This is a genomic window from Kiloniella laminariae DSM 19542, assembly GCF_000374005.1.
GTDB lineage: Bacteria > Pseudomonadota > Alphaproteobacteria > Kiloniellales > Kiloniellaceae > Kiloniella > Kiloniella laminariae.
This window is the reverse complement of sequence record NZ_KB893134.1, coordinates 267,668-281,532: the sequence shown is the minus strand read 5'-3', so window position 1 is coordinate 281,532 and position 13,865 is coordinate 267,668. Positions and strand designations below refer to the sequence as shown.

Genomic DNA, 13,865 nt, shown 5'->3' with positions numbered 1-13,865 from the left:
CTGCCGTTACCGGGTAATGGCAGCCCCACTAGTAATAAGGACACGGTAGATGCGTCGCGTAGTCGTCACCGGACTTGGAATTGTTTCCAGCATCGGCAACAACAAGCAAGAAGTGATCTCTTCTCTCAAGGAAGGGCGCTCTGGCATTGAATATTGCGAAACCTATGCCGAACTTGGTTTTCGCAGTCATATTCATGGCTCGATCAACATCGACCTCGATGCCCTGGTTGACCGGAAACTCCGCCGCTTCATGGGCGACGGGTCAGCCTATAACTATGTCGCAATGAAAGAGGCGATCGCAGATGCGGGCCTCGATGACAGCCTTGTTTCGAATATCCGCACCGGTCTGGTGATGGGGTCCGGCGGGTCTTCAACCTCAAACCAGGTTGCGGCGGCGGATATCACCCGGGAAAAGGGGCCAAAACGTGTTGGTCCTTATATGGTACCGCGTTGCATGGGCTCAACTAACTCAGCCAACATGGGAACCGCCTTCAAGATCAAAGGCCACAGCTATTCCATCACTTCTGCCTGTTCGACCTCGGCTCACTGCGTCGGCAATGGCGCAGAGCTGATTCAGATGGGTAAACAGGACATTGTATTCGCTGGTGGTGGTGAAGAACTTCACTGGACCCTGACCGTTCTGTTCGATGCAATGGGGGCACTTTCCAGCAAGTATAATGATGATCCGACCAAAGCTTCCCGGGCCTATGATGCCAACCGGGATGGTTTTGTCATCTCCGGTGGTGCCGGTGTTGTTGTTCTTGAAGAGTACGAACACGCCAAAGCCCGCGGCGCCAAGATCTATGGTGAGCTTGTCGGCTATGGGGCAACCTCGGATGGCGCCGATATGGTCGCCCCGTCTGGCGAAGGTGCCGTCCGCTGCATGAAACTGGCCCTGGCCGAAGCGGGAAATACCAAAGTCAACTATATCAATGCTCATGGAACCTCGACACCCGTCGGAGATACCACTGAGCTCAAAGCAATCAAGGAAGCCTTCGAGGGACAGGCTATTCCATGGATTTCATCAACCAAGTCCCTTACCGGTCACTCACAGGGAGCCACCGGTGTACAGGAAATCATCTACTCGCTTCTGATGATGGAAAATAACTTCCTGTGCGCATCTGCAAACATCGAAGAGCTCGACCCCGAAGCTGCAGGCATGCCAATCCTTATTGAACGCAAGGACGATGAGACAATCGACTGCGTCATGTCCAACAGCTTTGGTTTCGGAGGCACTAATGCCTCGGTCGTTTTCAAGCGTGTACGCGATTAATCAGCCTGCGCAACGCAACTACAAAGCTTCGATGAAAGCAGTAAAAGACGAAAGGTAAGATCGTGACGAGGACAACGGCATTGATGGACGGAAAACGGGGCCTGATTATGGGCGTCGCCAATAACCACTCCATCGCCTGGGGGATTGCTCAAGCGTTACACAACCAGGGGGCTGAACTGGCCTTCACCTATCAGGGAGACGCCTTCAAAAAGCGTGTAGAACCTCTGGCTGCATCCGTAGGATCCAATCTGGTTCTGCCTTGCGATGTTGAAGATGGGGACGCACTGGAAAATGTCTTCTCGACCCTGAAGGAACAGTGGGGAAGCCTGGACTTTGTCGTTCATGCTATCGCTTATTCCGACAAGGAAGAACTGAAGGGCCGTTATGTTGACACAACGCGGGAAAATTTCCGCAATACCATGTCAATCTCCTGCTACTCCTTTACCGCTGTTGCTCAAAAGGCTGCTCCCTTCCTGAGCAAGAATAGCAGCCTGATTACCCTGACCTATCTCGGGTCTGAACGGGTAACGCCAAACTATAACGTCATGGGTGTTGCCAAGGCGGCTCTGGAAGCCTCCGTACGTTATCTGGCAATGGATATGGGTCCCGATGGCACCAGGGTCAATGCAATCTCTGCAGGCCCCATGCGCACCCTCGCAGGCTCTGCCATTGCCGATGCCAAGTACACTTACGGCTTCACCCGGGATAACTCTCCGCTGGGCAGAAATGTGCTGCTGGAAGAAGTCGGCAATGCCGGGCTTTATCTCTGCTCTGATCTGTCGATGGGTGTTACCGGCGAGGTTCACTTTGTTGATGCCGGCTTTAACGTCATTGGCATTCCGAGCCCCAAACGCTCCGTCGAATAGCCAGCACTCTCAGGTCTTTAAGTTTTCTAAGGGCTGCCATTTTGGCAGCCCTTTTCTTATTTTTTAAAAATAAAAAAGCTACATAGCTCAAATTATTATGTTTTACTGGGATAGCCAGCACAGGTCGGCAACCCGTCAGACAACTCGTAATAATCCCCTTTGTCTTCGACAAAGATATGTTCACGGGTCTTGATTCCACTCTTACCATCAATCGTCCCGCTCATAATTCCCATCTGGTCCCGGCCATCCAGATCCCAGAAGAGGCTGGAGCCACAGTTCTGGCAAAAACCCCTCCTTGCCGTGTCAGACGACTGATACCAGCGCAATCCCCGCTCCTCAAGAAGGCGAAAATCTGTTTTTGCGACAGCTGTCGCGGAAACATAGTGCCCGCTGGTTTTACGGCACTGGATGCAGTGACAGGCAACGGAATCACGCAATGCCCCGGTCACTTCATATCGCACGCCTCCACAAAGACATCCGCCCGTCTTGATTAGATCAGACATAATAAACCCCTGATATAAATTCGAGATCGTCAATAAAGTGTTGCCTGATAACGGCTGTCCATCGTCGCGTCATAGGCCTCAGCATCAAGATTATCACCGATGTGATCGGCCAGTATTTGCCCCATTGAGGCCAGTTCTTTCCGATCCAGGTGCTTTTCCGGGTTCCACAAGTCGGATCGCATCAGGGACTTGGCACAGTGGATGTAAGCTTCCCTGACCGTGATCACGATAGCGGAACGCGGGAGTTTTCCATTAACGGCCATTGTTTCCAGCAATTCGGGATCGACAGAGATAACTGCTTCCCCGTTAACCCTGAGCGTTTCTTTGACCCCAGGAATAATAAACAGAACGCCAACCTGGGGATTTTCGAGAATATTGACCGGACTATCAATCCTGTTGTTTCCCGGGCGATCGGGAATTGCCAGATGCTGATCATCAAGAACCCGGACAAATCCCGGCGCATCCCCTTTGGGAGAACAGTCTGCACCATGCGCCGAACTGGACGTAGCAAGGGTAAGGAAGGGACTGCGGGCGATAAAACTGCGACAATGTTTATCAAGATGACCCAGAACCTTTTTCTCGGCTCGGGGGCTCTTTTCACCATAAAGTGCGCGGAGATCTGCTTCGGTTTTGAGAATATGCGACATGAGAACCTTTGCCAGCAAGAGGATGGGGGCCCGGATAGGTAACCAACAAGATATTTCGGACAAGCTGTCACAGGAAAATATACAGGGGTGACGAGGTCAAGACAAACATCCGGCAAGAGTAACTTTGAAATATTCCTATGTGATCTCACCCGGTTATTTTTAACGGTTTTCCGGTGAAATATTTCTGATTTTCCGGGAGAATGTTTCTATTTCTAACTTGCTATAACGACTGTGTACCCGTTCTTCTGAAGCTGGATGGTGTTGAATGCTGACCCCTTCTCGCCGCGCTGTAGCTGGACGGACAGGGCGCGGCACAAACCCGCCGCCACAGTTAGGGCACACATTGCAAAGCAGGTTTTCCGTACAATCACGACAGAAGGTACACTCATAGGAACAGATCATTGCCTCCTCCGATACCGGAGGTAAATCCCTGTTACAAAACTCGCAATTAGGTTTTAGTTTCAGCATTCTCTTCTCCTGAAATGAACGGGAACACATTACGCGATCCCTTGCCCCTGACAGGAGTATGCAAGTCCTTGCGTCTGACAACAATGACGACAAGGCATCAGTTTCTGCCAGACCAGCAAAAAATAAAGGCCTGACCAGAGACAAACCAGGACAGGCCTTTATTCTTTGAAAGCTTCTGCAGTTTTTCAGCGGCTTATGACAGTGCCTTGATCATCACAGCAGGATTATCGGTAATAATGGAATCTACGCCCATAGCAACCAGCTCCTGCGCCCGGGCGGGATCGTTTACAGTATAGGTGGCAATGCCGTATCCTGCCTGCTGGAAACTGTTAACCAGGTCAGGAGTCAAAGTCTTGTGCCAGGGATGTATCGTGGTACAGACCAGCCGTTCGGCATCTTCTTTCCAGTTTTCAAGGTCATCATAAATCAAAAGTCCGCGCGGATAAGCCGGGGCAATATCCCGGGCGACTTCCAAACATCTGTGCTTAAAAGAACTAAACAGCGGTTTTGGGCGATCCTTTGGCCAAATACGCTCCAGCATTTCGACAACAACTTTGACAGTTTCATCTTCTTCATTATCCGAGGGCTTGAACTCGATGTTCGCCTGCATGCCGTTCTCGATATGAAACTGCATGACTTCTTCAAAAGATGGAATTTTCTCTCCGGCGAACTCAGCCCCAAACCAGGATCCGGCCTCGAATTCCCGCAACTCAGAAAAGGTGAAATCCTTGACCAAACCCTCGCGGCCCGAAGTCCGTTTCAGATCCTTGTCATGATAAAGCAGCGGCACACCATCTTTTGAAAGCTTGACATCAAACTCGGTCCAGGTCGCACCCTGAGCCAAGGCCTCCCGAAAGCTGGTCATCGTATTTTCCGGGCGAACTCCCGAAGCCCCGCGATGGGCCTGAACCCGTGGCAATGTAACAACCGGAGTGGCGTTTGCCATGCTCCTACTCCCTTAAATAAAGGCACGGGGCCGAACATAAGGCCGCAAAATCGGCCGACAAAAAAACGGACACCCACTATAGGCGCCCGTTTCTTAATACCTGCTTTTTATTTCAGGTCAATTACCAGTTTAGCCTGTCGAGTAGGACCAATTAAACTGACATTGATATCTCTGTTAACCTTCAGCCTGTTCGCCAGCCTCAAGGTCTTCACCGGTTTCCTGATTAACACGCTTCATGGAAAGCTTGACCTTGCCACCACGTTCGATCCCGATGCACTTGACCTTGACGATATCGCCTTCGTTAACCACTTCGTTCACCGTGGCAACACGACGGTTTTCCAGTTCGGAAATATGAACCAGACCATCGCGTGCGCCCATGAAGTTCACGAATGCACCAAAGTCAACACAACGTACAACTTTACCTTCATAGATCACGCCAACTTCCGGTTCAGCAACAATGGATTTAATCCAGTTTACAGCCGCATCCGCCTGATCCTGATCCACTGCAGCAACCTTGATCGTGCCATCATCATCGATATCGATCTTGGCGCCGGTTTCTTCAGTAATTTCCCGAATAACCTTACCGCCTGTGCCGATAACTTCACGAATTTTCTCTTTTGGAATGGAGAAGGTTGTGATGCGCGGTGCGTGATCGGATACACCTTCACGGCCGGATGTCAGCGCCTGGCCCATTTCGCCGAGGATGTGCAGACGGCCTTCACGAGCCTGCTCCAGAGCAATCTTCATGATCTCCTGAGTGATGGAAGTAATCTTGATATCCATCTGCAGGGCAGTCACACCGTTCTCGGTACCAGCAACCTTGAAGTCCATATCACCCAGATGATCCTCGTCACCCAGAATGTCGGAAAGAACGGCGAAATCATCACCCTCCTTGATCAGACCCATGGCAATACCGGCAACAGGCGCACCAAGAGGAACACCAGCATCCATCAACGCGAGGGAAGCACCACATACAGATGCCATAGAAGAAGAGCCGTTTGATTCGGTGATTTCAGACACAACACGCAGCGTGTAGGGGAAATCCTCTTTCGTAGGCAGCAAAGGATGAATCGCACGCCATGCCAGTTTACCGTGACCAATTTCACGACGACCTGGGCCCCGCAGGAACCCGGCTTCACCGACAGAGTATGGCGGGAAGTTATAGTGCAGCATAAAGTGCTCACGATAGCTGCCGTCGAGCTGGTCAACGATCTGCTCGTCCTGACCAGTTCCGAGGGTCGAAGTAACCAGAGCCTGGGTTTCGCCGCGTGTAAACAGAGATGAACCATGCGTCAGTGGCAAAAGACCAACCTGGGCAACAATCGGGCGGATCTGCTTGGTATTTCGGCCATCAATCCGGTTACCGGTCTTGAGGATCGAGCCACGAACGACTTCTGCTTCGAGTTTTTTGAACAGGCCACCTGCAATAGAAACTTCTTCAGCTTCCAAGCCTTCAACAGCAGCAGCTTTTACAGCAGAAATATTGTTCTGGCGAGCCAGCTTGTTCTGCTCTTTGTAAGCTTCTGCAAACTTGTCGACAATGCCGCCAGCAAGCAGTTTTTCTTTTACGACAGCAACAGCTGGGTTAGCAGGAGCAATTTCGCGTGGATCTTTTGCACACTGTTCAGCCAGATCAATAATTGCATTGATTACAGCCTGCATCTGCTCGTGACCATAGGCCACAGCGCCCAGCATAACTTCTTCTGAAAGCTGTTTTGCTTCGGATTCAACCATCAACACACCTTCGTGTGTTCCGGCAAGAACCAGATCCAGATCCAGTTCGGCATAGTCCTGCATATAGGGGTTCAGGATGTACTCGCCATCTTTATAACCAACACGACAGCCACCGATTGGGCCGAGGAAAGGCAAGCCTGAAATTGTCAAAGCAGCAGATGCACCGATCATCGCAACGATATCAGGATCGTTTTCCAGATCATGACTGACAACAGTACAGATCACCTGGGTCTCGTTCAGATAGCCATCAGCAAACAACGGGCGCAATGGCCGGTCGATCAGGCGGGAAACCAGGGTCTCTTTTTCAGATGGACGAGCTTCGCGTTTGAAGAAACCACCAGGGATTTTACCGGCAGCATAGGTTTTTTCCTGATAGTTTACGGTCAGGGGGAAAAAGTCCTGGCCCGGCTTCACATCACGTGCGCCAACAGCGGTACAGAGTACAACCGTGTCACCATAGGTTACCATAACAGCGCCATCGGCCTGACGGGCAATCTGTCCGGTTTCAAACTTGAGGGTACGTCCGCCCCATTCAATCTCTTTACTATAGATGTTAAACATCACTTTTCCTTAAATATGGTGGGCCGGCTTTAGGGTTGCCGGACCTACGTAAACTGTCCGTTTTGCAGAACAGTTTACGCAGGACCGGCTCAGACCTGATATTGCCCCGGCCCCCGAAACAATATCACTGAAAGCTATTTCAAAGTTACAATAGCAACCCTTCAATAGCCGTGCACCCGGCCATCCCGAAACACAGTTTCGTTCTGACCGGGTGCCACTTGGAAACTACCTATGCCTTAGCGGCGCAGGCCGAGACGGCTGATCAGAGCTTCATAACGGCCCTGACCTTTTTTCTTTGCGTAGTCCAACAGACGACGACGCTGACCAACCATGCTCAGAAGACCACGACGGGAATGGAAATCCTTTTTGTGTCCTTTGAGATGCTCAGTCAGGTTGTTGATGCGTTCTGTAAGAATAGCAACCTGTACTTCTGGTGAACCAGTATCACCTTNAACAGTAGCGAACTCCTTGATGAGTTCCTGTTTGCGCTCAGCCGTAATCGACATCGCTTTTCCTTCTTAAAGCTTGTCCAGGGAACGTCCCTAGAGGTTTAAAACACGTACCGAACTGACCACACCTTTTTCATAGCGGGCAAGCGCAACCGGTTTCCCCTTTTCTGTTGCCAGAAGGATATCCCCGTTACCAATGCCTTCAAGGCGATCCTGATCAGCGCGCGATATCATCGCAATCGTCTGACCCTGACGCAGGCGGGTTGCTTCGGTTTCTGATAAGGCCAACGCCGAGATGTCGTCCAGCGCGGTCTCAACCGGGAGCAACTGCTCTCCGGCAGCGGGACTATGCCCGATCTCTTCAAGAGTTTCCAGTGAAATCGCATGTTCAAGAGTGAAGAGTCCGACCCGCGTTCGGCGCAACTCTATGACGTGCGCGCAGCTGCCAAGGGCTTTAGCAAGATCCCGCCCAAGAGACCGGACATAGGTCCCCTTGCCGCAATCGACTTCAAACACAGCCTCTTCACCATCACGCGCATCAATCAGCTCGAAACGGTCAATCCGCACCTGTCTCGATTTTATCTCAAAAGTCTCATCCCCGCCTCGGGCAAGATCATAGGCTCTTTTACCGTCGATTTTAATGGCAGAATATCGCGGTGGCGTTTGTTCTATAACACCTTGAAAAGCCTTCAGGGCTTCTTGAATTTCATCGATCGAGGGGCGATAGGCAGACTCTTCGATCACCTCGCCCTCTAGATCATCAGTCGAGGTGGCCGCGCCCCACCTTACGGCGAAGCGATAACTCTTCCGACCATCCATGGCATAGGAGACCGTTTTGGTCGCCTCACCAAAAGCCAGTGGCAAGATACCTGTGGCAAGAGGATCAAGCGTCCCCCCGTGCCCTACTTTTTGTGCATTGAGAATACGGCGGGCGCGGCCCACCATCTGGGTCGAAGTGACGCCCAGCGGTTTATCAAGAACCAGCCAGCCATGGACCGGCAGCCCCTTTTTCTTCCGGCCCATCAGTCGTCCGCTTCGTTATGTCCGTCCGGCGACTCGACAGATTCGTCCTCATCACGGGGGCCCAGATCCTGTTGAACAGTTTCCCGGTGAAGAATGGAATTGATCTTGGCCGCTTCATCAAAAGACACATCCGGCTCAAAACTGATGCGAGGACAGCTGCGCAAACGTAACATCTGCCCCAGTTCCTTGCGAAAGAAGCCATTGGCCTTGTTAAAAGCCCGCGCAACTTCTGTCATATCACCGCCGCCCAGCGGCACAATGAAAGCCGTCGCATTTTTCAGATCCGGGCTCACCCGAACTTCTGAAATTGTCACGACCACGCCTTCTAGATGCGGGTCATTAAAGCTGGCCCGCCGGAGGACTTCCGACATGGCATGCCGGATTTCCTCACCCACACGCAGCTGACGCTGGCTTCTGGGAGTGCCGCTTCGACCTTTGGTATTCGATGTCACGTAGAAATCATTCCTATGATTGCACGCGAGAGCTGGTTAAAGCTCTCGTGCAATTTCCTCGATGATATAGCACTCGATCTGATCACCAACCTGGATGTCAGAGTAGCTTTCAAAGGCCATACCACATTCGTAACCCTCTTTCACTTCCTTCACTTCATCCTTGAAGCGACGGAGTGTTTTCAGGGCACCGTCATGAATTACAACGTTATCACGCAGCAAACGAACCTTGGAGCCACGCTGTACCGTTCCTTCGGTAATCATACAACCCGCAACTTTACCAACCTTGGTAACGTTAAAGACTTCACGGATCTGGGCATAACCGGTGAATTTCTCACGCTGTTCTGGCTCCAGCAGGCCGCTCATTGCCGATCTCACATCATCAACAACATTGTAAATGATTGAATAGTACCGGATATCGATATTTTCACGGCGAGCCAGTTCACGGGCTTGCGGGTTTGCACGAACGTTAAAGGCGATAACCATCGCCCCGGTAGACTGGGCCAGAGTAATATCGGATTCATTGATCGCACCAACACCGGAATGCAGGATACTCACCTTCACTTCTTCGGTGTTCATCTTTTGCAAGCTGGTTGAAATGGCTTCCATAGAACCGTGCACATCAGCTTTCACGATCACAGGCAGCTCTTCAGCCGTACCTTCTTTCAGCTTGGCCAGCATTTGCTCGAGAGAACCACGACCAGCGGCGGCAACAGCCAGCTCACGGTCACGATGACCACGGTATGCCGCAATCTCACGCGCTTTTGCTTCTGACTCGACCACAACGAAGTCATCACCGGCATTTGGTGTGCCGTTCAGACCGAGAACCTCGACTGGAAGTGATGGTCCCGCAGACTCAACCTGCTGCCCACGTTCGTTCATCAGCGCCCGAACACGTCCGGATTCATTTCCGGTAACGAAGATATCGCCAACTTTCAGCGTACCCTTCTGAACCAGCACCGTAGCAATAGAGCCCCGGCCTTTATCCAGCTTGGATTCAATAACCGTACCAATAGCACTACGATCAGGGTTCGCTTTTAGTTCAAGCAGCTCTGCCTGAAGCAGAATGGCTTCCTCAAGCTTGTCGAGGCCGGTCCGGGCCTTGGCAGAGACTTCAATGCAGAGGATGTCCCCGCCCATGTCTTCAACCACCAGCTCATGCTGCAGCAGTTCCTGCTTCACCCGGTCAGGGTTGGAATCAGGTTTATCAACTTTGTTGATCGCAACAATGATCGGAACCTGTGATGCCTTGGCATGGTTGATCGCTTCGATTGTCTGTTCCATGATTCCGTCATCCGCGGCAACCACAAGAACCACAACGTCCGTAACCGTTGCCCCGCGTAAACGCATTTCCGTAAAGGCCGCGTGGCCCGGAGTATCCAGGAAAGTGATCTTGTTTCCTGAAGCCAGGTTCACCTGGTAGGCCCCGATATGCTGGGTAATACCACCTGCTTCGCCACGGACCACATCTGTTGAACGGATCGCATCGAGAAGCGACGTTTTACCGTGATCCACATGCCCCATGATGGTGACAACTGGCGGACGCGAAATCAGATTGACTTCATCATTTCCTTCAAGACCAAGCATGCCCATCTCAACGTCCGCATCGGTTACACGTTTGATGGTATGCCCCAGTTCTTGAATGACCACTTCAGCAGTATCAGCATCGATAGTCTGGTTAATTGTAGCCATAACGCCCAGCTTCATCAGCTGCTTGATCACTTCAGTAGCCCGTTCTGCCATACGGTTGGAAAGTTCCTGAACCGTAATGGTTTCCGGCAGGGTAACCTCGCGCACAACCTTCGCAGGTATGTTCTGGTTACCGCGCTCCTGCTGCAGTTTTTTCTGGCGACGACGCTTGACCGACGCCAGGGACCGTTGACGTACATCACCTTCACCGCCCTCAAGCGCGCGTGTAATCGTCAACTTACCTTTATTGCGGCGATCATCACCGACTTTTGCCTTGGCAGTAACATCCTTGGGTACAAAGACAGGCTTGTTCGTCTGTTTGACCCGGCCACCCAGTTCATTGGCAATAACTTCACCCACACTGGATGGTACAGCTGTCTGGGCGTGACGCTGACGGGCTTTAAGTTTGTTGGGGCGGCTATCCTCAACGTCGCCGCTCTCGGCAGCTTCGCGTTTCTTCCGTGCTTCAGTCGCAGCCCGTGCCGCAACAACAGCTTCCTCTTCGACTTTTTTCAAAGTCCCTTTGGCTTCGCTCACACGTTCCTCGGCAGCTTCGCGTTTGGCACGCGCCTCTTCCTCAAGTTTCAAACGCGCATTTTCTTCAGCCTGGCGAGCTTCTTCTTCCACCCGACGCTCACGCTCGATCTCGGCTTCCTGACGTTTTCTCTCGTCTGCTTCACGTGCTGCTTCCAGTACCTGCAGTCGCTTCGCACGTTCTGCATTGGTCAAATCATCATGACTGCTGGCAGGTGCGATCGCAGCGGGCTTGCTCGTCGGTTTGCTCGTCGCAGCAGGTCCAGCCTGATCACCGAGAGGCGTTCTGACTTCGGCCATGCGACCGCTCGCGCCGCGCTCAAATGTGCGACTGCGCTTAACTTCAACTGTTACCGACTTTGACCGGCCATGGCTAAAGCTCTGCTTGACCTGCCCGGTCTCAACAGTTTTCTTCAGCTCAAGAGTATTAGGCCGTTTTAATGTCAACGGCGTTGAGCCACTTTTGGTGTCCTTGCTCGAGGTCATGTCCTTCAGGCGTCCACTTACTTTTTGGCGGGTTGCCCCGCAATTCCTCGTACAGCCGACAACCGTGCCGCATCAGCGACAAACGTATCAGCGATTCCACCGGGTCTAAGCGCGATATGGACCCAGGATTCCCGGCCCAGCGCTTGCCCCAGCTGCTGCGCGGTGAAGCTTTCGTCAATTGGCAAATCGGGGTTTACCGCTTTTGCCAATGCACGAACTTTCCCGCGCCCATCTTCTGCCGCATCTGCGGCCTGAACCAACAGCCCGACCTTCTGATCAGAAAGCCATGCTCTGGTTTTTTCAAACCCTGCAACCAAATGTCCGGCTCGTTTTGCCAGACCAAGGGCATCAAGGCAACGTTTCGTTAACTGCGCTTCAAGTTGGTCGACCAGATCTTCAGATACTTTGACCTGCGCCTTGGCTGACCGCGCGAACAAATTCTTTTTACACGCCTTCTCTAGCATATCCCGGCTTGGAGACAACCAGATTCCGCGTCCCGGCAACTTTCCGCTATGGTCCGGCACCACAAAACCGTCCGGACTAATCACAAATTTCAACAACTTCGACTGGGGAAAAAGTTCGCCCGAGGCAATGCAGCGTCGCTCAGGATCGCTGCGCCCCTTGTTCTTTTTCCGCCCTTCAACTTCAGGCAATAGATCTGATTTTGTCATAATCCCGTTCCTCCGGGTTACGCTTCCTCAGCCCCTGTGCCTTCTGTCGCATCTCCTGCTTCATCTTCAAACCAGTGCGCCCGCGCAGCCATGATAATCTCATTGGCAGCAGCTTCTGACATAGCCAGCTCAGTTCCAAGCATTTCAACCAGTTCATCACCGGCAAGATCTGCGAGGTCATCAAGGGTTTTAACACCCTGTTCGCCAAGCTTGACAACCTGCTCTGTTGACAAGCCTTCAACTGACATCAGTTCGTCACTAATCCCCAGGTTTTTACGGGATTCTTCCAGCTTGTTATCCCGCGCTTCGAGATAACTTCTGGCCCGGTTGCGCAGCTCTTCCGCAACATCCTCGTCAAAACCTTCGATTGAGGCGAGTTCGTGAACAGGAACATAACCAACCTGCTCAATATCCTCGAAACCTTCGGCAACCAACAGATGGGCAATAACGTCGTCAACATCAAGCGCGTCAATGAAATTCTGCGAACGCTGTTTTGTCTCGTCCTGACGGCGACGGGATTCTTCCTCGTCGGTCATGATATCAATATCCCAACCTGTCAGGATAGAGGCAAGACGGACGTTCTGGCCCCGACGGCCAATTGCCAGAGAAAGCTGTTCATCCGGAACAACCACTTCAATACGCTTCTGGTCTTCATCCAGAACAACCTTGGAAACTTCGGCCGGAGCCAAAGCATTCACAACAAAGGTCGCAACATCAGGAGACCAGGGAATAATATCAATTTTCTCGCCCTGCAATTCTGTAACAATTGCCTGTACACGACTTCCGCGCAAACCAACACAGGCTCCGACAGGATCAATGGAAGAATCATTCGAGAGAACAGAGATCTTCGCCCGACTCCCTGGATCACGAGCCACAGCCTTGATCTCGATAACACTGTCGTAGATTTCAGGCACTTCCTGGGCAAACAGTTTGGCCATGAACTGCGGGTGTGAACGGGAGACAAAAATTTGCGGCCCACGTGGTTCTTCGCGGACATCATAGATGTAAGCACGGACACGGTCACCATTGCGGAAATTCTCGCGTGGCAGTGTCTCGTCACGGCGCATGATGGCTTCTGCCTTGCCCAGATCAACCGTTACATTGCCAAACTCGTTCCGCTTGACCACGCCGTTGATAATCTCGCCCACACGATCACGATACTCACGGAACTGGCGGGCACGCTCAGCATCACGGACCTTCTGCACGATAACCTGTTTCGCGGTCTGCGCCGCAATACGTCCGAGGTCAATCGGCGGAAGCTCATCATAGAAAAACTCGCCAATTTCGATATCCGGTTGACGAACACGCGCATCACGCAACGTTGTCTGGGTCAATTCATTCTCGACCTCCTCGACAACTTCCATATAGCGGCGCAGCCTGACTTCACCTGTCTTGCGGTCGATACCAGCACGGATATCATGCTCGTGCCCATATTTGGCGCGCCCTGCCTTGGAAATAGCCTGCTCCATTGCATCCAGCACTTCATCGCGCTCAATGCTTTTCTCACGTGCAACCGCCTCTGCAACCTGAAGAAGTTCGGTCCTGTAAAGAGCACTCGTTTCCATC

13 protein-coding genes are annotated in these 13,865 nt (G+C 52.1%); 2 read left to right on the top strand and 11 right to left on the bottom strand.

Translation table 11 applies throughout. From position 1 onward, the window contains the following. Window positions 1-49: 49 nt before the first annotated feature. Together fabB and B152_RS0101315 are read left to right on the top strand one after the other, a co-directional pair. The gene (gene fabB / locus B152_RS0101320; protein ID WP_020590569.1) at window positions 50-1,273 is read left to right on the top strand and encodes a beta-ketoacyl-ACP synthase I; all 1,224 of its coding nucleotides are present in this window, start codon (window positions 50-52) and stop codon (window positions 1,271-1,273) included. Window positions 1,274-1,356: 83 nt separating this feature from the next. Further along, window positions 1,357-2,139, top strand: a complete 783-nt coding sequence (locus B152_RS0101315) for an enoyl-ACP reductase FabI (RefSeq protein WP_020590568.1) — start codon at window positions 1,357-1,359, stop codon at window positions 2,137-2,139. Window positions 2,140-2,234: 95 nt separating this feature from the next. Here the strand turns inward: B152_RS0101315 and B152_RS0101310 are convergent, their stop codons facing one another. From B152_RS0101310 to nusA, 11 genes are all read right to left on the bottom strand, one after another. Continuing rightward, window positions 2,235-2,642, bottom strand: coding sequence for a GFA family protein (locus tag B152_RS0101310; RefSeq protein ID WP_020590567.1), 408 nt, complete (start codon window positions 2,640-2,642; stop codon window positions 2,235-2,237). Between the two features lie 29 nt (window positions 2,643-2,671). Further along, complete coding sequence (locus B152_RS0101305) at window positions 2,672-3,289, bottom strand: pyridoxamine 5'-phosphate oxidase family protein (protein ID WP_020590566.1); 618 nt, start codon at window positions 3,287-3,289, stop codon at window positions 2,672-2,674. Between the two features lie 159 nt (window positions 3,290-3,448). Next, complete coding sequence (locus tag B152_RS25720; protein WP_083921765.1) at window positions 3,449-3,757, bottom strand: DUF1272 domain-containing protein; 309 nt, start codon at window positions 3,755-3,757, stop codon at window positions 3,449-3,451. Between the two features lie 193 nt (window positions 3,758-3,950). Then, window positions 3,951-4,703, bottom strand: coding sequence for a glycerophosphodiester phosphodiesterase family protein (locus B152_RS0101295; RefSeq protein ID WP_020590564.1), 753 nt, complete (start codon window positions 4,701-4,703; stop codon window positions 3,951-3,953). Window positions 4,704-4,877: 174 nt separating this feature from the next. Next, the gene (gene pnp, locus B152_RS0101290; RefSeq protein WP_020590563.1) at window positions 4,878-6,998 is read right to left on the bottom strand and encodes a polyribonucleotide nucleotidyltransferase; all 2,121 of its coding nucleotides are present in this window, start codon (window positions 6,996-6,998) and stop codon (window positions 4,878-4,880) included. 236 nt (window positions 6,999-7,234) lie between these two features. Beyond that, window positions 7,235-7,504: a 30S ribosomal protein S15 gene (gene rpsO / locus B152_RS0101285; RefSeq protein ID WP_020590562.1), complete on the bottom strand. Its 270-nt coding sequence runs from the start codon at window positions 7,502-7,504 to the stop codon at window positions 7,235-7,237. 36 nt (window positions 7,505-7,540) lie between these two features. After that, window positions 7,541-8,470, bottom strand: coding sequence for a tRNA pseudouridine(55) synthase TruB (gene truB, locus B152_RS0101280; protein WP_020590561.1), 930 nt, complete (start codon window positions 8,468-8,470; stop codon window positions 7,541-7,543). Further along, window positions 8,470-8,922 (bottom strand): 30S ribosome-binding factor RbfA, encoded by a 453-nt coding sequence (rbfA, locus tag B152_RS24720; RefSeq protein WP_083921764.1) that lies wholly within the window; start codon window positions 8,920-8,922, stop codon window positions 8,470-8,472. The genes truB and rbfA overlap by 1 nt, the downstream gene beginning before the upstream one ends. 36 nt (window positions 8,923-8,958) lie before the next feature. Beyond that, on the bottom strand, window positions 8,959-11,628 hold the full coding sequence (gene infB / locus B152_RS0101270) for a translation initiation factor IF-2 (protein ID WP_020590559.1): 2,670 nt from the start codon (window positions 11,626-11,628) through the stop codon (window positions 8,959-8,961). A 17-nt stretch (window positions 11,629-11,645) separates the two neighbouring features. Further along, complete coding sequence (locus B152_RS0101265; RefSeq protein WP_020590558.1) at window positions 11,646-12,299, bottom strand: RNA-binding protein; 654 nt, start codon at window positions 12,297-12,299, stop codon at window positions 11,646-11,648. 17 nt (window positions 12,300-12,316) lie between these two features. Continuing rightward, window positions 12,317-13,864, bottom strand: a complete 1,548-nt coding sequence (gene nusA, locus B152_RS0101260; RefSeq protein ID WP_020590557.1) for a transcription termination factor NusA — start codon at window positions 13,862-13,864, stop codon at window positions 12,317-12,319. Window position 13,865 lies beyond the last annotated feature (1 nt).

Excerpts from the sequence above, each read along its gene's own strand:
- fabB (WP_020590569.1), top strand. The coding sequence starts at position 50 with ATGCGTCGCGTAGTCGTCACCGGACTTGGAATTGTTTCCAGCATCGGC.
- B152_RS0101315 (WP_020590568.1), top strand. The coding sequence starts at position 1,357 with ATGGACGGAAAACGGGGCCTGATTATGGGCGTCGCCAATAACCACTCC.
- B152_RS0101310 (WP_020590567.1), bottom strand. The coding sequence starts at position 2,642 with ATGTCTGATCTAATCAAGACGGGCGGATGTCTTTGTGGAGGCGTGCGA.
- B152_RS0101305 (WP_020590566.1), bottom strand. The coding sequence starts at position 3,289 with ATGTCGCATATTCTCAAAACCGAAGCAGATCTCCGCGCACTTTATGGT.
- B152_RS25720 (WP_083921765.1), bottom strand. The coding sequence starts at position 3,757 with ATGCTGAAACTAAAACCTAATTGCGAGTTTTGTAACAGGGATTTACCT.
- B152_RS0101295 (WP_020590564.1), bottom strand. The coding sequence starts at position 4,703 with ATGGCAAACGCCACTCCGGTTGTTACATTGCCACGGGTTCAGGCCCAT.
- pnp (WP_020590563.1), bottom strand. The coding sequence starts at position 6,998 with ATGTTTAACATCTATAGTAAAGAGATTGAATGGGGCGGACGTACCCTC.
- truB (WP_020590561.1), bottom strand. The coding sequence starts at position 8,470 with ATGGGCCGGAAGAAAAAGGGGCTGCCGGTCCATGGCTGGCTGGTTCTT.
- infB (WP_020590559.1), bottom strand. The coding sequence starts at position 11,628 with ATGACCTCGAGCAAGGACACCAAAAGTGGCTCAACGCCGTTGACATTA.
- B152_RS0101265 (WP_020590558.1), bottom strand. The coding sequence starts at position 12,299 with ATGACAAAATCAGATCTATTGCCTGAAGTTGAAGGGCGGAAAAAGAAC.
- nusA (WP_020590557.1), bottom strand. The coding sequence starts at position 13,864 with ATGGAAACGAGTGCTCTTTACAGGACCGAACTTCTTCAGGTTGCAGAG.